Here is an 18,579-nt window from a genome sequence, read left to right as displayed (position 1 = left end):
TATTGCCGCGTGCTGGATCGCTATGGAACCGACGTGCTTGCCGCAGGCGGGCGGCGCCGGCCCCGCTCGGTTGAGCATCCGGTCGAGCTCGGCATGGTCGTCGAAGACGCCGAGACCGGCTACGTCGGTGCGGTGGTCCGAGTCGAATATGGCCGCATCGACCTGGAAGACCGCTACGGGAAGACCCGCGGGTTTCCGCTGGGCCCCGGGTATCTACTCGACGGCCTGCCAGTGATCCTTACCGCGCCGCGGTGCGCGGCGGCTGCCGGCCCGAGGCGAACGGCCTCCGGCTCGGTCGCGGTGCCGGGCGCGCGTGCCCGGGTGGCCCGGGCCAGCCGGATCTATGTCGAGGGCCGACACGACGCTGAACTCATCGCGGCGGTATGGGGAGCGGACCTGCGAATCGAAGGTGTCGTCGTCGAACATCTCGGTGGCGTCGACGACCTGGTGGACATCGTCGCCAAGTTCCGGCCCGGCCCGCGGCGTCGGCTCGGCGTTCTCGTTGACCATTTGGTCGCGGGGTCGAAAGAGGCGCGCATCGCCGAGGTGGTGCGCCGCGCACCGGGCGGCTCCGACACTTTGGTCGTCGGGCACCCCTACGTCGACATTTGGCAGGCGGTCAAGCCACACCGAGTTGGGCTGGCCGCCTGGCCGAGGGTGCCGCGGCACATCGAGTGGAAGCACGGCGTGTGCGAAGCGCTCGGCTGGCCGCACGCCGACCAGGCGGACATCGCCGCGGCGTGGCGGCGCATCCGTTCGCAAGTACGCGACTGGACCGACCTAGAGCCGGCGTTGATCGGCCGGGTGGAAGAACTGATCGACTTCGTCACTCAGCCGGCCGGGGACGAATAGCCGCGGAAGCGAGAGCTGGACCCGTTGTCCGCCGTGCCCGACGCCGGCGTCGACACATCATCCGCCCGATTTGGATACGGTGCCTAGACGCGGTCCCGGCGGCGTCCGCTACCGGTGATCCTTAGCCCGAACGTGAAACACTTCATCGATTGGTCGCCGAGGCGTTGCCGGTGGCGGCTCTTCCACCTCAGGGGCCAGACCGACGCGAACCAACGCTTGCGGAGTTGCGGGCTGCCCAATCAGCGCTGCGACCAGGTCTCGGCTGGCATGCAGTTCGGTGATGTGGGTCAGCGTGCAGGTGGCAAGCCCAGCCATGGTGGCGTCAAGCAATACGGCGGAAAGCATCTCGCCGCAGCGCAGTAGGCTGGCGCGTTCGTTGTCGTAGGTGGAGAGCACCAGGACCTTAGAGCGGTCGTGGCCAAACTCCGGGCGCCTATCGGTGTTGGCGACGACCGGGAAGTCGCGTCCGAAGGTGACCCGGTCACTTTCGGCCGCCGATACCAATGAACTGTGCGGTATGCCCTCAGAAGTCTCAAAAGCCCCTGTCCACCAAAAGAGTTCGGCATGATACGACGAATCGTAGAGCCGCAGCGATTCGGTGAGTTTGGACGCCGCCGCCAGTTCGGGACGCATATCGTCGGCGATGACGTCGAGGCGCACCGTGTCGGCGGTGACGGTCGTGCACAACTGCGACTCCACCAAGTCCCAATCCGGCGGCTCGGCGAAAGGCAGCCGGTCGGTACGGCGCAGTAGGATCGCATCCGCCCTTAGACGGTGGCCCTCGGTGACGAAATCGGCCGGGCTGAAGTCAATTGACGCCAGATGCAAAGGATCGTTGGGGTTGGGAAACCGCTCCACATTGGCGGTGGTACCCGCGGCCGCCATCGCCACCCGAAAGTGGTCGAGTACGGCGCCGCAGCCCAGCAGTGCTTCCCGGCCGGAGTGGTCGGTCGCGTAAAGCACCCGATCCTTGTCGAGGAACAGCGCAACCGTGTGGTCCTCGGCTATCCAGCGCCAGGGCTGGCTGTTGTGGAGCGACGGTGCGCGGCAGGCCAACTGCACCGCCCTCTTGATGACATCGGTGGTCACCATGGTGTCCGGCATGATCAACCTCCGCTGTTCGACATCACCCCGATCTTTCTGAACGGCGGTTGGCAGACAACAGGGTCAATGGTCCCCAAGTGGATCACCGACGGGCGCGGACAAATGGCCCGCGCTTCGGGGACTTCTGTCCCTAGCCCTGGCCACGATGGGCTGGTCGGATCGAAGGCATCCGTTTCCATCGATTAGGAGGCATCAAATGGCCACCACCCTTCCGGTTCAGCGCCACCCGCGGTCCCTCTTCCCCGAGTTTTCTGAGCTGTTCGCGGCCTTCCCGTCATTCGCCGGACTCCGGCCCACCTTCGACACCCGGTTGATGCGGCTGGAAGACGAGATGAAAGAGGGGCGCTACGAAGTACGCGCGGAGCTTCCCGGGGTCGACCCCGACAAGGACGTCGACATTATGGTCCGCGATGGTCAGCTGACCATCAAGGCCGAGCGCACCGAGCAGAAGGACTTCGACGGTCGCTCGGAATTCGCGTACGGTTCCTTCGTTCGCACGGTGTCGCTGCCGGTAGGTGCTGACGAGGACGACATTAAGGCCACCTACGACAAGGGCATTCTTACTGTGTCGGTGGCGGTTTCGGAAGGGAGGCCAACCGAAAAGCACATTCAGATCCGGTCCACCAACTGACCACTGGGACCGTGCTGATGACCGCAGCGGCTGATGTCACCCGGCGCTCGCCGCGGCGCATGTTCCGTGACCGCCGCGAGGCCGGCCGGGTGCTGGCGGAATTACTCGCCGCCTATCGGGACCAGCCGGACGTAATGGTGCTCGGCTTGGCCCGGGGTGGCCTCCCGGTCGCATGGGAGGTTGCCGCGGCACTGCATGCCCCGCTAGACGCCTTCGTCGTGCGCAAACTCGGTGCCCCGGGTCATGACGAGTTCGCCGTTGGTGCACTGGCCAGCGGCGGCCGCGTCGTGGTCAATGACGACGTCGTGCGGGGCCTGCGGATCACACCGCAGCAACTGCGCGACATCGCCGAACGTGAGGGTCGGGAACTGCTTCGGCGCGAGTCCGCCTACCGCGGCGAGCGCCCGCCCACCGATATCACCGGCAAGACGGTCATTGTCGTCGATGACGGTTTGGCCACCGGCGCAAGCATGTTCGCGGCGGTACAGGCATTGCGCGATGCGCAACCAGCGCAGATCGTGATTGCCGTGCCGGCGGCGCCGGAGTCCACGTGCCGGGAGTTCGCCGGCCTCGTCGACGACGTTGTGTGCGCGACCATGCCGACCCCGTTCCTGGCCGTCGGTGAGTCGTTTTGGGACTTCCGGCAGGTCACCGACGAGGAGGTCCGCCGGCTCCTGGCCACCCCGACCGCTGGGCCGTCGCTGCGCCGGCCCGCGGCGTCAACGGCGGCCGATGTCCTGCGCAGAGTCGTGATCGACGCCCCCGGGGGTGTCCCGACGCACGAGGTGTTGGCGGAGCTGGTCGGCGATGCACGAATCGTGTTGATCGGCGAAAGCTCGCACGGCACACACGAGTTCTACCAGGCCCGGGCCGCCATGACACAGTGGCTGATCGAGGAGAAGGGCTTTGGTGCGGTAGCCGCCGAGGCGGACTGGCCCGACGCCTACCGGGTCAATCGGTACGTTCGCGGCCTCGGCGAGGACACCAACGCCGACGAGGCGCTTAGCGGATTCGAGCGGTTTCCCGCCTGGATGTGGCGCAACACCGTGGTCCGAGATTTTGTGGAATGGCTGCGCACACGCAACCAGCGCTACGAGTCGGGCGCGCTGCGGCAAGCCGGCTTCTACGGTCTGGATATTTACAGCCTGCATCGGTCGATCCAAGAGGTGATCAGCTATCTCGACAAGGTCGACCCGCGCGCGGCGGCACGGGCGCGGGCCCGGTATGCGTGCTTCGACCATGCCTGCGCCGATGACGGTCAGGCGTACGGATTCGCGGCCGCATTCGGCGCCGGTCCGTCGTGCGAACGTGAAGCCGTCGAGCAACTGGTCGACGTTCAACGCAATGCCCTGGCGTATGCGCGCCAAGACGGGCTGCTTGCCGAGGACGAACTGTTCTACGCCCAGCAAAACGCGCAGACGGTGCGCGACGCAGAGGTGTATTACCGGGCCATGTTCAGTGGACGCGTTACCTCGTGGAACCTGCGCGACCAGCACATGGCGCAGACCCTTGGCAGTTTGCTGACGCATTTGGACCGACACCTCGTTGCGCCGCCGGCCCGAATAGTGGTGTGGGCTCATAACTCCCACGTCGGTGACGCACGCGCTACCGAGGTGTGGGCCGACGGGCAGCTCACCCTCGGCCAGATAGTCCGTGAGCGATACGGTGACGAGTCGCGCAGCATCGGATTCAGCACGTACACGGGCACCGTCACCGCGGCCAGCGAATGGGGTGGTGTCGCCCAACGCAAAGCGGTTCGGCCGGCACTGCACGGCAGTGTCGAGGAGCTCTTCCACCAGACTGCAGACAGTTTCCTGGTGTCAGCGCGGCTAAGCCGCGACGCCGAAGCCCCGCTGGACGTTGTCCGGTTGGGACGTGCCATCGGCGTCGTTTATCTACCGGCAACGGAACGGCAAAGTCACTACTTGCACGTGCGGCCCGCCGACCAGTTCGACGCCATGATCCACATCGATCAGACCCGTGCCCTAGAACCTCTCGAGGTGACGAGCCGGTGGATCGCCGGCGAGAACCCGGAAACCTACCCGACCGGTCTGTAGCGCAGAGTCCACGACGATGACGGAGCCGGCGGCGTGGGGCGAAGGCAAGCCGCGAATCATCACTTTGACCATGAACCCCGCCTTGGACATCACGACGAGCGTCGACGTGGTGCGCCCGACCGAGAAAATGCGTTGTGGCGCACCTCGCTACGATCCCGGCGGCGGCGGTATCAATGTCGCCCGCATTGTGCATGTCCTCGGCGGTTGCTCGACAGCACTGTTCCCGGCCGGCGGGTCGACCGGGAGCCTGCTGATGGCGCTGCTCGGTGATGCGGGAGTGCCGTTTCGGGTCATTCCGATCGCGGCCTCGACGCGGGAGAGCTTCACGGTCAACGAGTCCAGGACCGCCAAGCAGTATCGTTTCGTGCTTCCGGGGCCGTCGCTGACCGTCGCGGAGCAGGAGAAATGCCTCGACGAACTGCGCGGTGCGGCGGCTTCGGCCGCCTTTGTGGTGGCCAGTGGCAGCCTGCCGCCAGGTGTGGCTGCCGACTACTATCAGCGGGTTGCCGACATCTGCCGCCGATCGAGCACTCCGCTGATCCTGGATACATCTGGTGGCGGGTTGCAGCACATTTCGTCCGGGGTGTTTCTTCTCAAGGCGAGCGTGCGGGAACTGCGCGAGTGCGTCGGATCCGAACTGCTGACCGAGCCCGAACAATTGGCCGCCGCACACGAACTCATTGACCGTGGGCGCGCCGAGGTCGTGGTGGTCTCGCTTGGATCTCAGGGTGCGCTGTTGGCCACACGACATGCGAGCCATCGATTTTCGTCGATTCCGATGACCGCGGTTAGCGGTGTCGGCGCCGGCGACGCGATGGTGGCCGCGATTACCGTGGGCCTCAGCCGTGGCTGGTCGCTCATCAAGTCCGTTCGCTTGGGAAACGCGGCAGGTGCAGCCATGCTGCTGACGCCAGGCACCGCGGCCTGCAATCGCGACGATGTGGAGAGGTTCTTCGAGCTGGCGGCCGAACCCACCGAAGTCGGGCAGGGTCAATACGTTTGGCACCCGATCGTTAACCCGGAAGCCGCGCCATGAACCAATCACACAAACCCCCATCGATAGTCGTCGGTATTGATGGCTCGAAGCCGGCCGTGCAAGCCGCACTGTGGGCGGTCGACGAGGCAGCCAGCCGTGACATCCCGCTGCGTCTGCTGTACGCGATCGAACCCGACGATCCCGGGTACGCCGCACACGGCGCGGCGGCTCGCAAACTCGCCGCTGCCGAGAACGCGGTGCGCTACGCGTTCACGGCGGTCGAGGCGGCGGACCGGCCGGTCAAGGTCGAGGTGGAGATCACCCAGGAGCGGCCGGTCACCTCGTTGATCCGCGCTTCGGCGGCTGCTGCCCTGGTGTGCGTTGGCGCTATCGGCGTGCACCACTTCCGACCGGAGCGGGCGGGATCTACCGCAGCGGCCCTGGCGTTATCGGCGCAGTGCCCAGTGGCGATCGTGCGATCCCACCGGGTCCCCATCGGACGCGACGCCGCATGGATCGTCGTCGAGGCGGACGGGTCGTCCGATATCGGTGTTTTGCTGGGGGCGGTGATGGCCGAAGCACGGCTGCGCGACTCGCCGGTTCGGGTGGTCACCTGCCGGCAATCCGGAGTGGGCGATACCGGGGACGACGTCCGTGCCAGCCTGGACCGCTGGCTTGCCCGTTGGCAACCACGGTATCCCGATGTGCGGGTGCAATCGGCGGCAGTGCACGGCGAGCTGCTGGATTATCTGGCTGGGCTGGGTCGATCGGTACACATGGTGGTGGTCAGCGCGAGCGACCAGGAGCATGTGGAGCAACTTGTGGGAGCGCCGGGCAACGCCGTGTTGCAGGAGGCCGGCTGCACCCTGCTGGTCGTCGGTCAGCAGTATCTGTGACTGTGCCGCTGGGTAGCCAGACCAGTTGGCTGAGCGCAGCTCCGGTGTCAACATAGCTATGTGACACACCCTGACAGGGCGAACGTTAACCCTGGCAGCCCGCCATTGCGCGAGACACTGTCGCAGCTTCGGTTGCGAGAGCTGCTGCTGGAAGTCCAAGACCGGATTGAACAGATCGTCGAAGGCCGCGACCGGCTGGATGGTCTGATCGACGCCATCTTGGCGATCACATCGGGACTCAAGCTCGACGCCACCCTGCGCGCCATTGTGCATACCGCCGCCGAGTTGGTGGATGCCCGCTACGGGGCGCTCGGGGTGCGCGGTTACGACCATAGATTGGTCGAATTCGTCTACGAGGGGATCGACGAAGAGACCCGGCACCTCATCGGCTCATTGCCGGAGGGGCGAGGTGTTCTCGGCGCGCTGATCGAGGAGCCAAAGCCGATCCGGCTGGACGATATCGCGCGGCATCCCGCATCGGTTGGATTTCCGCTGCACCATCCGCCGATGCGGACCTTCCTCGGGGTTCCGGTGCGCATCCGCGACGAGGTGTTCGGCAATCTCTACTTGACCGAGAAGGCAGATGGCCAGCCGTTCAGCGATGACGACGAGGTGCTGGTGCAGGCGTTGGCCGCCGCGGCCGGGATTGCCGTTGACAATGCCCGTCTCTTCGAGGAATCACGGACCCGGGAAGCGTGGATCGAGGCAACCCGCGACATCGGAACGCAGATGCTGGCCGGTGCGGACCCGGCCATGGTGTTTCGGCTCATCGCCGAGGAAGCGTTGACGTTGATGGCTGCGGCAGCCACCTTGGTGGCGGTGCCGCTCGACGACGAAGCGCCGGCTTGCGAGGTCGACGACCTGGTCATCGTAGAGGTGGCCGGAGAGATCTCCCCGGCGGTCAAGCAAATGACGGTTGCCGTCAGCGGGACCTCGATCGGGGGAGTCTTTCACGACCGTACGCCCCGCCGGTTCGACCGGCTTGACCTCACGGTCGACGGCCCGGTGGAGCCCGGGCCCGCCCTGGTGCTGCCGCTGCGTGCCGCCGACACCGTTGCCGGTGTGCTGGTCGCACTTCGCCGTGCCGATGAACAGCCGTTCAGCGACAAACAGCTCGATATGATGGCCGCCTTCGCTGACCAGGCTGCGCTCGCCTGGCGGCTGGCGACCGCGCAGCGACAGATGCGAGAAGTGGAGATCCTGACCGATCGCGACCGGATCGCACGTGATCTGCATGACCACGTCATCCAGCGGCTCTTCGCAGTCGGGCTCACCCTGCAGGGTGCCGCTCCGCGAGCACGTGTCCCCGCCGTCCGGGAATCCATCTACAGCAGCATCGACGATCTCCAGGAAATCATTCAGGAGATTCGATCTGCGATCTTCGACCTACACGCCGGGCCCTCCCGGGCGACGGGTCTGCGCCACCGACTGGACAAGGTCATCGACCAACTCGCGATCCCCGCGCTGCACACCACGGTCCAGTACACGGGCCCGCTGTCCGTTGTCGACACCGTCCTGGCCAACCACGCCGAAGCGGTTCTGCGGGAGGCGGTTAGCAACGCTGTCCGGCACGCGAACGCGACCAGCCTGGCCATCAACGTCAGCGTCGAGGATGATGTGCGGGTCGAGGTCGTCGACGACGGTGTCGGCATCTCCGGCGACATCACCGAAAGCGGCCTGCGCAATCTCCGCCAGCGTGCCGACGACGCGGGCGGCGAATTCACAGTCGAGAACATGCCGACCGGAGGCACCTTGCTGCGGTGGTCTGCACCGCTGCGCTGATGGATTGATGGACTGTGTTCCGACCGCAAGGAGCGTGAAATGTCTGCTGCGACAGCGAAATACGGAATACTCGTTGGCGTCGACGGATCAGCGCAATCCAACGCGGCGGTAGCCTGGGCCGCCCGTGAGGGCGTCATGCGCCAGCTGCCCATCACCCTGCTGCACATTGTTGCCCCTGTGGTTGTCGGCTGGCCGGTGGGCCAGCTGTACGCGAATATGACTGAGTGGCAAAAGGACAACGCACAGCAGGTCATTGAGCAGGCCCGCGAGGCGCTCACCAACAGCTTGGGTGAGTCCAAACCGCCGCAGGTGCATACCGAGTTGGTCTTTTCCAATGTTGTGCCGACGCTCATCGATGCATCCCAACAGGCTTGGCTGATGGTCGTCGGCAGCCAGGGGATGGGCGCATTGGGTCGACTGCTGCTCGGCTCGATCAGCACCGCGTTGCTCCACCATGCGCGGTGTCCAGTGGCCATCATTCATTCCGGTAATGGCGCGACTCCCGACTTCGATGCACCGGTGTTGGTGGGCATCGACGGATCGCCAGCCTCTGAGGCGGCAACGGCCCTAGCCTTCGACGAAGCCTCCCGCCGAAGGGTGGACCTGGTGGCGTTGCACGCCTGGACCGACCTGGGGATGTTTCCGGTCCTGGGGATGGATTGGCGAGAGCGCGAGAAGAGAGAGGCAGAGGTCCTCGCTGAACGCCTCGCCGGCTGGCAAGAGCAGTATCCGGATGTCCGCGTGCACCGATCGCTGGTGTGCGACAAGCCCGCTCGGTGGCTGCTCGAGCATTCTGAGCGAGCTCAGCTGGTGGTGGTCGGCAGCCACGGGCGCGGGGGGTTTTCCGGCATGCTGTTGGGTTCGGTGAGTTCCGCGGTAGCCCATTCGGTGAGAATCCCGGTGATCGTCGTCCGTCCCAGCTAGTACTGGAACCGGCGAGAGCATCCGCTATTATCTGCGTATGAATGCAGATAAAAGAGCTTACTTGGTGGTCGAACGCGGCCGATCTGGCCTGCTGTCGCAAAGGGCCTGCGCCCGATGACCCACGACCACGCTCATTCACGAGGTGTGCCGGCGATGATCAAGGAGATCTTCGCGCCGCACTCCCACGACGCCGCCGACAGCGTCGACGACACCCTGGAATCCACTGCGGCAGGGATCCGTACGGTCAAGATCAGCTTGTTGGTTCTCGGGTTGACCGCGCTCATCCAGATTGTGATCGTGGTGATCTCGGGGTCGGTTGCGCTGGCCGCCGACACCATCCACAACTTCGCTGATGCGTTGACCGCGGTGCCGTTGTGGATCGCGTTCGCGTTGGGCGCCAAGCCCGCCACTCGCCGATATACCTACGGATTCGGTCGCGTCGAGGACCTGGCTGGGTCGTTCGTGGTCGCGATGATCACGATGTCGGCCATCATCGCCGGTTACGAAGCCATCGCCCGCCTGATCCACCCGCAGCAGATCGAGCATGTCGGCTGGGTCGCCCTGGCCGGGCTGGTCGGATTCATCGGCAACGAGTGGGTTGCCCTCTACCGCATCAGGGTTGGGCACCGCATCGGCTCGGCCGCCCTGATCGCCGACGGACTACACGCTCGAACCGACGGATTCACCTCGCTGGCCGTGCTGTGCTCGGCCGGCGGTGTCGCACTTGGGTTCCCACTGGCCGACCCCATCGTCGGCCTGCTCATCACGGCGGCGATTCTGGCCGTGCTACGAACTGCCGCGCGAGATGTGTTCCGCCGCCTGCTCGACGGCGTCGACCCAGCGATGGTCGATGCCGCCGAACAAGCCCTGGCGGCCCGGCCCGGCGTGCAGGCGGTACGCAGCGTGCGGATGCGCTGGATCGGACACCGCTTGCACGCCGATGCCGAACTCGACGTCGACCCCGCCCTGGACCTCGCGCAAGCTCACCGCATCGCCCACGACGCCGAACACGCACTCACCCACACCGTTCCCAAGCTGAGCACCGCCCTCATCCACGCCTATCCGGCTGAACATGGCTCGTCGATCCCAGATCGTGGCCGCACCGTAGAGTGACTCGGGCTTACGGCGGCCATCGGTATCGGGCCCGTCGTAACCGGCCAGGGGCTCGGTGACCGTCATCTCCCGCAGGGCACGCCTAGACGGCGGCCGACGCTGCCCAGGCGTAGAAGGTTCTCCGGGCGATCTGCAGCCCTGCCCACACAGCACGCGACAGATCGCAGCGACCCCGAACCGGGATCGATGCTCGGCGACGAACTCGCAGCTCAGCGTGCCATCCTTCCCTCGAAAGAAGGTGCGCACGAAACCCGGGAGGCTTCACTATGCGAAGGTCACCTCAACCTCGAACTGGCCGGCTGATCATGAAACACGTAACCGAGGCAGGAATTGATCAGGGCTAGTTCTCCGCAAATGAGATAGCTGCGCTCAGATAGTGACAACCGCATATTTCCCGAGTTAGCCCGGATTTTTCGTGAGGCGTTGTGAGTTTCGGGGTGTCGATATGCGAAAGTGCCTGTCCTGCAAGGAAGAATTGGACTTCTCTACGGTTCAATGATCCTGACGGGAAGGCACTTCGCAGGTGAAGAATATCGCGGTCGGGTCGCGGGTGAAAGTCTCCGCCGACGGTTATGGTGTCGTGTCGCATGCCGGGATGGCCATGGTGCGTGAGCTCGCTGACCGGAGCGGGTTGTCGGCGCAGGTCACCGCCGCGTTGGCAGATACCTACCGTGGCCCGTGGGTGTATGCGCCCGGTGAGGTGTTCGCTGATCTGGCTGTCGCGGTCGCCGATGGGGCGGACTGCATCGACGCGGTCGGACAACTGTGCGGCGACCGTGAGCATGTCCTGGGTGCCAAAGCCTCCACGACCACGATGTGGCGGCTGATCGATGAGCGGATCGATGCTGGGCACCTACCGCGGGTGCGTGCCGCCCGGGCTGCGGCCCGCGCGGCGGCCTGGGCCGCTGGAGCCGCCCCCGTAGCGGGACAATGGCTACACATCGATATCGACGCCACCCTGGTTATCGATCATTCCGATAACAAGGAGAAGGCGGGGGCGACCTGGAAGAAGTCCTTCGGGCATCACCCGCTGCTGGCGTTTTTGGATCGCCCGGAGATCGCCGGCGGTGAAGCGCTGGCCGGGCTGCTGCGCCCAGGTGGCGCCGGCTCCAACACCGCAGCTGACCACGCCAGTGTCCTGGCGCAGGCACTCGCCGGCCTGCCGGCGCGATGGCGGCCCGACCCCGATCATCGCGACGACCCCGATAAGCCGGCGGTGCTGGTGCGCTGCGACACCGCCGGGGCCACCCACGACTTCGCCGACGCCTGCCGCGCCGCGGGGGTGGGGTTCTCCTTCGGCTACCCCGTGGATTGGCGGGTGCAGGACGCCGTGGACACCCTCAACATCGGTCAGTGCTGGTATCCGGCGATCGACACCGACGGTGGTATCCGCGACGGCGCTTGGGTCGCCGAGGCCACCAACCTGGTCAACCTGTCGGCGTGGCCGGCCGGGACCCGGCTGATCCTGCGCAAGGAGAGGCCCCATCCTGGTGCGCAGTTGCGGTTCACCGACGCCGACGGGATGCGGGTCACCGCGTTCATCACCGACACACCGCCCGGTGTGGTCGCCGGCCAGGTGGCAGGTCTGGAACTACGCCACCGCCAGCACGCCCGTATCGAGGACCGCATCCGCGAACTCAAAGCCACCGGCCTGCGCAACCTGCCGTGTCACGCATTCGACGCCAACGCCGCCTGGCTGAAGATCGTTCTGGCCGCAGCCGATCTGGTCACCTGGTGCCGGCTCATCGGATTCACCGGCCACCCCGGCCTGACCCGCGCCGAAATCAACACCTTCCGCTACCGAGTCCTGCACGTCGCAGCCCGCATCACCCACGGCGCCCGTCGAACCCGACTACGCATCGACGCCACCTGGCGATGGGCCGCAGCCATCGCTACCGCATGGCAACGCGTCCGCACCGCCTTCGGTTGACCGACAGCCCATCTGACCGACCAAGCACGAAAGACCCACTGGCCCTGGGAAAGCCCGCCAACCCGGCGACACGGGACAACCCCAGCACGCCCCGAACCACACAAACCCGAATCACGACGCATCCCATCGCCGAGTTCGACCGACATCACCCACGACGAAAAATTGGGGCTAGGGCAATAACCGCGCAGCAGTCGTGATCGTCGTCCGGATCCTCGTAAAGTTCACCGGCATCATCGATCCCCGCGAGCGACATGCCGAGCATGTCGTGGTGGCGAATCGAGGTCGGCAGATCGCTGAGTGCTACCCGGATGCTGATCGGCTTCTCGACGTCTCCCAGGTAGAAGTCGGAATCGGTTATAGCGAGGTTCCACCGGCCACTCAACGCCATATCGATCGCTGACAGGATGGTTGACTTCGCGCTATCTCCTGGGCCGATGAGCGCTAAGAAGTGCGTTCCTTTCGGAATGCGCCAGGACATTTGCTCGATCCCCCGAAAATGAGCAATGTCCACGCGTCGTATGTCCACCTGAACCCCGATCTGCATTTCCCAGCGTGGTGTGCGTCACGCCAACGTTCGACTATTTCATCGAGGACCGACAAGATCATGCGGCGATCCTCGTCCGGATGCGTTGCCGGGCTCGATCATTTGACCGGCCGAGCTGCGTGAAAAGTGTGGCACCGCCTGCCGACAGTTTCGGGGCCGACACGCCGGTGTTTAATCCCAAGAAATCGCTAAGACCTGGTGTATAAGCCACTACCGCCTCAGGAGTAACACTTCCCGCGGCACCTTTCGTGGTAGCGGACGTTCACGGGCGGTGCGCTGTTGGTAGTCAAAGGCGCCGACGCCGAAGTCAAAGTGTGGCGGTCGCTGCCGGTCCAGACCCAGCGGCGCGAAGGTAGGTGGTGTTGCGCATCACTGATCTTGCACGTGGTGGCGTCGTTCCCGTTGAGGCTGGTTTGGGTGTGGAGTAGCCCCGTCGCCCGCTGCTCTTACCCGGAGGAATATCACCCTTGTGTGATATCGCGTATCGCGCTACTCTGCGACTCTGTGGGGTGGACGGCGGATGTGGAGCGCATCTCCGCCTGGCTCAACGGCTTGGACCGAGAGACCTACGAATTGGTGTTCGCAGCTATCGAGGTTCTCGAGGAAGAGGGCCCCGCACTTGGCCGTCCTCTGGTGGACACGGTGCGTGGGTCGCGCCACAAGAACATGAAGGAGCTGCGTCCAGGATCACAAGGGCGGTCCGAGGTCCGCATTCTGTTCGCCTTCGACCCGGCGCGGCAGGCGATCATGCTGGCCGCCGGCAACAAGGCCGGGCGGTGGTCCCAGTGGTACCACGAGAAGATCAAAGCGGCCGATGAGATGTTTGCCGAACATCTCGCACAGTTCGAGGACACGAAGCGAAAGAAGCGCAAGCCCAAGAAAGGGTAAGTGGCACGATGGCGATGACACTGCGGGATATGGACGCCGTACGTCCCGTCAACCGGGAGGCGGTGGACCGACACAAGGCGCGAATGCGCGATGAAGTGCGGGCATTCCGGCTCCGGGAGCTGCGCGCGGCTCAGTCACTCACCCAGGTCCAGGTGGCCGAGCTGGCGCACATCCGGCAGAGCCGGGTATCCAGCATCGAGAACGGCGACATCGGCACCGCACAGGTCAACACACTGCGCAAATACGTGTCCGCTCTTGGCGGAGAACTGGATATCACCGTCCGCCTGGGAGATGAGACATTCACCCTGGCATAGATGACACAATCCGTTCTCGCCGTTCTTGGCCGGATACGAACCACCGACCGCCCGCCGTTGGGCGATATGGCCGCGAGACCTGCCGGTGACGCCGGTGATGAAGTGGGCAGCCAAGACCGACCACTTGGCGATCGTTCTACTCCCGCGTCACCATCGCCGGTATCCCCGACGAGGCCGAGCGATACCTGCTCGGCTCACGCTCGGCGTTGGGCTGGATCATCGAGCGCTACCGCGTCACCACCGACAAAGCGTCGGGAATCGTCAACGACCCTAACGACTGGTGCGACGAACACGACGATCCCACCTACATCGTCGACCTCATCAAGAAGGTGACCACCGTCAGCGTCGAGACCATGAAGATCGTCGACGGCCTCGCCGGCGGTTAACGGAGCGATGAACGACTGGAGCACGCGAACGATCTTGCTCGGGTGAACCGTGTAGATGAATGGTCCCGGAAATCGTGCGGCACGGGCCATCGCCGCAAGGGACGCGATATACCGTGCCGCGACTTGCTCTGCCAGGATGTCGGCCCGCGGCACACAGAATAGCCGGGCTCCCGTGTCGAGCACCGTCCGTCGCTCGACGGCGTTGCGCCGGATATTGGCATCCTTGTGAAATCCAATCCAGCCGCACTCGGCGGTCATTGCGATCCACTCGTGGTCGCTGACACTCTGAGCCTGCGTCTCGCCGTAGTGCTCCCGCATCGTTGTCAGCCGGAATCCGGCATCCCGAAGGAGTTGCGGGACTTGCACAGCGCCCAAACTCCGGTCGACAAAGATGTGATCGAGGTCGGCGAGGAGATGCGGATCAGGCTGCAATGGCGTCGAGCGCGTCTCGAAGCTGGTCCGGGGTCACACCGTAGTCGTCGGCGACAGCCTGGAACGTCGCGCCGGCGCGCAATGGGCCGAGTACGTCAGCTACCCGGACGCCGCTTCCGTCGAACACCGGTTGCCCATAGCCGCGGCGTGGATCGAGGACGACGTTGGCATCGCCGTACTGCGGCAACCTAATCATCGAAGCCAGGTTGTCGTCGGCAAAGCTGATTTGTTGCAGGTAGTGCTCGACGATCTCCTTGAAGACGTACTGCCCGGATCGCGGGACAATCAGCCCCCTGACCACCAGATCATCAGGACTGCCCTCCCCGGACCGTTCAGCGAACCGCCAGAGCACCTCGGCACCGTCCGTGCACAAATCCTGGGACGCAAGCGCGTGTGGTCCGACATTCTTGATCAGCCAGTCGAGGGATGGCCGGATCCGCTGCATAGGGACGCCCGCTCGGCGGAAGGCGTTCAACACATACGCCTCGGCGATTCCGACGAATGGGAGCCGAGCGTGACTGCCGGTCGGGTGGGGAAGAGCCGTGATGATCGGTTGCCCCTGGACCGCCGGTGCATTGGCCGGCCGACGCTCGTAGCCGTCAGCCCAGTTAGCCAGGGTGGCGCGGGGAACCACCAGGTACCGCGATGCCTCGGCAAGCGTGTAAAGAGGAACGTCGAACCGCAGTTTCAGCTCTTGGTCGCCAGCCATCAGATTCACCTCCCAGCTTTCCGACGTGTTCCACCAACGTATGCCTTCTGAGCGCAACGGTGGTCGCACCCCGTTGAAACTGTCAAGTCACCCCTACGACCATCGTCACGTTCCCTGGGATCGATACGGGGCAGTCGCTATCGGTACAGCAACGGCGTCGCCAAGAATCGATGCCTGTTCCGGCCGCCCTATGTGACCGCACCTGGCGCCGTCGGCATGACAACCCAGCGTCAATCGGAAGTCAAATCGCATGGAGGCGGCCACCTTCGGGGCGGAATGGATTGTCCGCAGGATTGGCGTATCCGGCGATGGCGGCGGCTTGCTGGTCGGTGAATCCGCGGCTTCGGAGTGTCATGCCGATGTGGGCGGGTAGGCTCGGCTTTTCTCGCACGATGGACTCGATGCCTGGCTCTTTGGTTTTCCAGCCGCGCGCGTTCATCGCCTTGTAGAACTTGGTGCGAGCCTCGGCCGATACGAGGCCCATGCGATATGCCCGCTCCAGGAGGGCTCGCATCGAGACGCCCCATTCCCGCTTCAGTTCCAGCAGCTTGCCGAGATCGAGCCGGCGCAGCTCGGGCCGAATCTCGCTCTCGGGCATGAGGAATTCGGCGGCGAAGGCGGTGGCTTCGGTCTCCATGTTCTCCGTGGGGTTGGTGGCATGCAGCACGAGGTGGCCGAGCTCGTGGGCAAGGGTCAAGCGTTTTCGGTCGGGTGCTGCGTTGGCGTTGATCAGCATGACGGGGTAGTCGTCGACCCATTGCGACAACCCGTCGATGCGCTGGGTGGCGAAGTCCTCTTCGAACACCAGGCAGCCCGCGGCCTCCATCCACCGGGTCAGGTTGACGACCGGGCCCATCGGCATGCGCCACTGGGCACGGACCAACCGGGCGGCGTCCTCGGCGGCGGTGAACTCCGGGTCGAACGCGGGCACGTGTTGCTCGCTATTGATAGCCACTTCCTCGAAGAGGAATGACGCGTGCACGCCCAGCAGGTTCAGCCGGGCCTCCATCTGACGCCAGGCCGACGCCTTTGTGGTCTTGTGGCGGCGCATATGCGCATCGACTGCGAGCGCACCACGAAACCTGTTCCCGTGTATGAGCAGATCCTCAGTCACACCGAGGATTTCGGCCAGCTTGGCCACGATGTGTTGGTCGGGGTCACGGTCGCCTGATTCGTACCGGTTGATCGCCGGCTGGGTGAGTCCCACCAGCTCGGCCAATTCGGTCTGGGTGAGTCCACGAGCCTTCCGGGCGACCGCGAGCACGTCTCCCAGACCGTTCATCGTTCCCCCGATGCTCCAGAGTCTTCACCCAAGTCACCGAAGTCGATGGACGGTAGTGTCGGCTCGATCGGGGTCCAGGTGATCTTCACGCCCGCCGCAGGCTCGTCGAGCTCGACTACCCAGATGACGTGATCCTTCCCGTCGCGAAGCGACAGCAGGGGGGCTCCGATGTCGCGGGTATCAGGGTCCCACCGATAGCCCACCGCAATGCGAACCTCCTCCAGCCCCGGGAAGGCGGGCTGGCTGCCCTGTTGCCAGAATTCGATGGCCGTTTGGGTCGGGTAGGTGCTGATCTCGTCACCTGCGTGGTGCCGTTTGATTCGCAACCGCAGGTGTGCGCCAACCACAATCTCGCGGGTGGCACCCTTCTCCTTGATGTTGGTGCCTGGATCGCTCGCGATGAGGGTGACCAGGTGTGCCCAGATTCTGTCGTGGATGAGGCTGGACAGACACCGGCTATGCATGGTCGGAAACCATCCGGGCCGCCACTCCCGCATATCGGCGATGTCGACGCGCGTATCCCTGATGGCGCTAACAAGAGCAGCAAGTAACTTGTCGCCGAGTTCCGTCATGACTTCGCCGTCGGTCGGATAAGGCTCTGAAAACATACCGGAAAATATACCGGTATCCGCTGACAAGCATGCGATTTTGCAGCTAGGGCGTGTCTCCCAAATTTTTAGGTACTGGCCAGCGAGGATTGGCCGGTGACGCGAGTGGGTGTGATTTCGGACGAGTTCTGGGCCGTGGTCGAGCCGTTGATGCCGTCGCATGAGGGCAAGCGCGGCAGACGGTTTAGCGATCACCGGCTTATCCTGGAAGGGATCGCGTGGCGGTTCCGTACGGGAAGTCCGTGGCGGGACCTGCCCGCTGAGTTCGGGCCGTGGCAAACGGTGTGGAAGCGCCATCACCGTTGGTCGCTGGATGGTACCTACGACGAGATGTTCGCCCACGTTGCCGCGGTGTTCGGGGTGGACGCTGAGGTGGCCGAGGATATCGAGAAGTTGCTGTCGGTGGATTCCACGAACGTGCGGGCACACCAGCATTCGGCGGGCGCCCGCTCGGACACGCTCGCCACAGGGGGCACTGTCGAATTACAAGAAATCCGCCGATGAACCCGACGATCATGCGATCGGCCGCTCGCGCGGCGGGCTGACCACCAAGATCCATGCCCTGACCGATCAGCGCGAAGCCCCGGTGCGGATCCGGTTGACCGCAGGCCAGGCCGGCGACAACCCGCAACTGCTGCCCCTGCTCGACGACTATCGCCATGCCAGCACCGAATACGCCCTGGGCAGCACGGATTTCCGCTTACTCGCCGACAAGGCCTACTCACACCCAAGTACCCGTGCCGCATTACGGTCTAAGAAGATCAAGCACACCATCCCCGAACGCCAAGATCAGATCGACCGGCGCAAGGCCAAGGGGTCTGCCGGCGGGCGGCCACCAGCATTCGACGCCGCGCTCTACGGGCTACGCAACACCGTCGAACGCGGCTTCCATCGACTCAAGCAGTGGCGCGGCATCGCAACCCGCTACGACAAATACGCCCTGACCTACCTCGGCGGCGTCCTGCTGGCCTGCGCCGTCATCCACGCCCGAGTGGGAACTCCGAAATTGGGAGACACGCCCTAGGCGCGTCGACGGTTGGAGCCGTGCTGGCTGGGTCTGGGGCCTATCTGTGCGATGTCCACCAGCTGCTCCCAGCATTTCGCTGGCTTCGCGGCCCACGCCGTTGAGCGTTTCCATGGTGGGTTCGCTG

15 protein-coding genes and 5 pseudogenes are annotated in these 18,579 nt (G+C 64.8%); 13 read left to right on the top strand and 7 right to left on the bottom strand.

Annotated features, from left to right (window positions below; all coding sequences use genetic code 11):
* Positions 1-9: 9 nt before the first annotated feature.
* Positions 10-852, top strand: a complete 843-nt coding sequence (locus tag MCAN_RS10740) for a DUF3097 domain-containing protein (RefSeq protein ID WP_014001084.1) — start codon at positions 10-12, stop codon at positions 850-852.
* Between the two features lie 108 nt (positions 853-960).
* On the opposite strand, the gene acg is transcribed toward MCAN_RS10740, so the two are convergent.
* Positions 961-1,956, bottom strand: coding sequence for an FMN-binding protein Acg (gene acg, locus MCAN_RS10735; RefSeq protein WP_014001083.1), 996 nt, complete (start codon positions 1,954-1,956; stop codon positions 961-963).
* Between the two features lie 196 nt (positions 1,957-2,152).
* Between acg and hspX the strand changes: the two genes are divergently transcribed.
* From hspX to MCAN_RS10700, 7 genes are all read left to right on the top strand, one after another.
* Positions 2,153-2,587, top strand: a complete 435-nt coding sequence (hspX, locus tag MCAN_RS10730) for an alpha-crystallin HspX (RefSeq protein ID WP_014001082.1) — start codon at positions 2,153-2,155, stop codon at positions 2,585-2,587.
* 11 nt (positions 2,588-2,598) lie between these two features.
* Positions 2,599-4,644, top strand: coding sequence for an erythromycin esterase family protein (locus tag MCAN_RS10725; protein ID WP_014001081.1), 2,046 nt, complete (start codon positions 2,599-2,601; stop codon positions 4,642-4,644).
* A 16-nt stretch (positions 4,645-4,660) separates the two neighbouring features.
* Positions 4,661-5,680, top strand: coding sequence for a 1-phosphofructokinase family hexose kinase (locus tag MCAN_RS10720; protein WP_014001080.1), 1,020 nt, complete (start codon positions 4,661-4,663; stop codon positions 5,678-5,680).
* Positions 5,677-6,516 carry a universal stress protein gene (locus MCAN_RS10715; RefSeq protein WP_014001079.1) on the top strand — a complete coding sequence of 280 codons (840 nt, stop codon included), beginning with the start codon at positions 5,677-5,679 and terminating at the stop codon, positions 6,514-6,516. Before MCAN_RS10720 ends, MCAN_RS10715 begins: the two co-directional genes overlap by 4 nt.
* Before the next feature lie 60 nt (positions 6,517-6,576).
* Positions 6,577-8,298 carry a two-component system sensor histidine kinase DosT gene (gene dosT / locus MCAN_RS10710; protein ID WP_014001078.1) on the top strand — a complete coding sequence of 574 codons (1,722 nt, stop codon included), beginning with the start codon at positions 6,577-6,579 and terminating at the stop codon, positions 8,296-8,298.
* 39 nt (positions 8,299-8,337) lie between these two features.
* Positions 8,338-9,222: a universal stress protein gene (locus tag MCAN_RS10705; protein ID WP_014001077.1), complete on the top strand. Its 885-nt coding sequence runs from the start codon at positions 8,338-8,340 to the stop codon at positions 9,220-9,222.
* A 114-nt stretch (positions 9,223-9,336) separates the two neighbouring features.
* The gene (locus MCAN_RS10700; protein WP_014001076.1) at positions 9,337-10,335 is read left to right on the top strand and encodes a cation diffusion facilitator family transporter; all 999 of its coding nucleotides are present in this window, start codon (positions 9,337-9,339) and stop codon (positions 10,333-10,335) included.
* On the opposite strand, the pseudogene MCAN_RS23555 reads toward MCAN_RS10700, so the two are convergent.
* Positions 10,309-10,542, bottom strand: a pseudogene (locus MCAN_RS23555) (IS3-like element ISMysp3 family transposase); the annotation flags it as partial. The gene MCAN_RS10700 and the pseudogene MCAN_RS23555 overlap by 27 nt on opposite strands.
* A 316-nt stretch (positions 10,543-10,858) precedes the next feature.
* Between MCAN_RS23555 and MCAN_RS10695 the strand changes: the two are divergent.
* On the top strand, positions 10,859-12,265 hold the full coding sequence (locus MCAN_RS10695) for an IS1380 family transposase (RefSeq protein WP_014001075.1): 1,407 nt from the start codon (positions 10,859-10,861) through the stop codon (positions 12,263-12,265).
* Between the two features lie 145 nt (positions 12,266-12,410).
* On the opposite strand, the gene MCAN_RS10690 is transcribed toward MCAN_RS10695, so the two are convergent.
* Entirely contained in the window at positions 12,411-12,809 is a 399-nt protein-coding gene (locus MCAN_RS10690; RefSeq protein ID WP_014001074.1) for an OLD family protein, read from the bottom strand.
* 426 nt (positions 12,810-13,235) lie between these two features.
* Between MCAN_RS10690 and MCAN_RS10685 the strand changes: the two are divergent.
* From MCAN_RS10685 to MCAN_RS10675, 3 genes and pseudogenes are all read left to right on the top strand, one after another.
* Positions 13,236-13,697, top strand: a pseudogene (locus MCAN_RS10685) (type II toxin-antitoxin system RelE/ParE family toxin); the annotation flags it as partial.
* Between the two features lie 8 nt (positions 13,698-13,705).
* Positions 13,706-14,011, top strand: coding sequence for a helix-turn-helix domain-containing protein (locus tag MCAN_RS10680; protein WP_014001072.1), 306 nt, complete (start codon positions 13,706-13,708; stop codon positions 14,009-14,011).
* A 97-nt stretch (positions 14,012-14,108) separates the two neighbouring features.
* A pseudogene (locus MCAN_RS10675) lies at positions 14,109-14,397 on the top strand (type ISP restriction/modification enzyme); the annotation flags it as partial.
* A gap of 18 nt (positions 14,398-14,415) precedes the next feature.
* Here the strand turns inward: MCAN_RS10675 and MCAN_RS10670 are convergent.
* From MCAN_RS10670 to MCAN_RS10655, 4 genes and pseudogenes are all read right to left on the bottom strand, one after another.
* Positions 14,416-14,829 (bottom strand): annotated as a pseudogene (locus tag MCAN_RS10670) (PIN-like domain-containing protein); the annotation flags it as partial.
* Positions 14,819-15,538: an Rv2018 family toxin-antitoxin system antitoxin gene (locus MCAN_RS10665; protein ID WP_014001070.1), complete on the bottom strand. Its 720-nt coding sequence runs from the start codon at positions 15,536-15,538 to the stop codon at positions 14,819-14,821. The pseudogene MCAN_RS10670 and the gene MCAN_RS10665, both read right to left, overlap by 11 nt.
* A 241-nt stretch (positions 15,539-15,779) precedes the next feature.
* Positions 15,780-16,820 carry an XRE family transcriptional regulator gene (locus MCAN_RS10660; protein WP_014001069.1) on the bottom strand — a complete coding sequence of 347 codons (1,041 nt, stop codon included), beginning with the start codon at positions 16,818-16,820 and terminating at the stop codon, positions 15,780-15,782.
* A complete protein-coding gene (locus tag MCAN_RS10655) occupies positions 16,817-17,392 on the bottom strand; it encodes a hypothetical protein (protein WP_014001068.1) in 576 nt (191 codons plus the stop codon). The genes MCAN_RS10660 and MCAN_RS10655 overlap by 4 nt, the downstream gene beginning before the upstream one ends.
* Positions 17,393-17,524: 132 nt before the next feature.
* On the opposite strand from MCAN_RS10655, the pseudogene MCAN_RS21475 reads away from it, so the two are divergent.
* Positions 17,525-18,452: pseudogene (locus tag MCAN_RS21475) on the top strand (IS5-like element ISMt1 family transposase).
* Positions 18,453-18,579: the final 127 nt, after the last annotated feature.

This window comes from Mycobacterium canetti CIPT 140010059 (assembly GCF_000253375.1).
Classification (GTDB): Bacteria; Actinomycetota; Actinomycetes; order Mycobacteriales; family Mycobacteriaceae; genus Mycobacterium; species Mycobacterium tuberculosis.
This window is presented reverse-complemented; position numbering and strand designations above follow the sequence as displayed.

Excerpts from the sequence above, each read along its gene's own strand:
- acg (WP_014001083.1), bottom strand. The coding sequence starts at position 1,956 with ATGCCGGACACCATGGTGACCACCGATGTCATCAAGAGGGCGGTGCAG.
- hspX (WP_014001082.1), top strand. The coding sequence starts at position 2,153 with ATGGCCACCACCCTTCCGGTTCAGCGCCACCCGCGGTCCCTCTTCCCC.
- MCAN_RS10720 (WP_014001080.1), top strand. The coding sequence starts at position 4,661 with ATGACGGAGCCGGCGGCGTGGGGCGAAGGCAAGCCGCGAATCATCACT.
- MCAN_RS10715 (WP_014001079.1), top strand. The coding sequence starts at position 5,677 with ATGAACCAATCACACAAACCCCCATCGATAGTCGTCGGTATTGATGGC.
- MCAN_RS10705 (WP_014001077.1), top strand. The coding sequence starts at position 8,338 with ATGTCTGCTGCGACAGCGAAATACGGAATACTCGTTGGCGTCGACGGA.
- MCAN_RS10700 (WP_014001076.1), top strand. The coding sequence starts at position 9,337 with ATGACCCACGACCACGCTCATTCACGAGGTGTGCCGGCGATGATCAAG.
- MCAN_RS10690 (WP_014001074.1), bottom strand. The coding sequence starts at position 12,809 with ATGCAGATCGGGGTTCAGGTGGACATACGACGCGTGGACATTGCTCAT.
- MCAN_RS10680 (WP_014001072.1), top strand. The coding sequence starts at position 13,706 with ATGGCGATGACACTGCGGGATATGGACGCCGTACGTCCCGTCAACCGG.
- MCAN_RS10665 (WP_014001070.1), bottom strand. The coding sequence starts at position 15,538 with ATGGCTGGCGACCAAGAGCTGAAACTGCGGTTCGACGTTCCTCTTTAC.
- MCAN_RS10660 (WP_014001069.1), bottom strand. The coding sequence starts at position 16,820 with ATGAACGGTCTGGGAGACGTGCTCGCGGTCGCCCGGAAGGCTCGTGGA.
- MCAN_RS10655 (WP_014001068.1), bottom strand. The coding sequence starts at position 17,392 with ATGACGGAACTCGGCGACAAGTTACTTGCTGCTCTTGTTAGCGCCATC.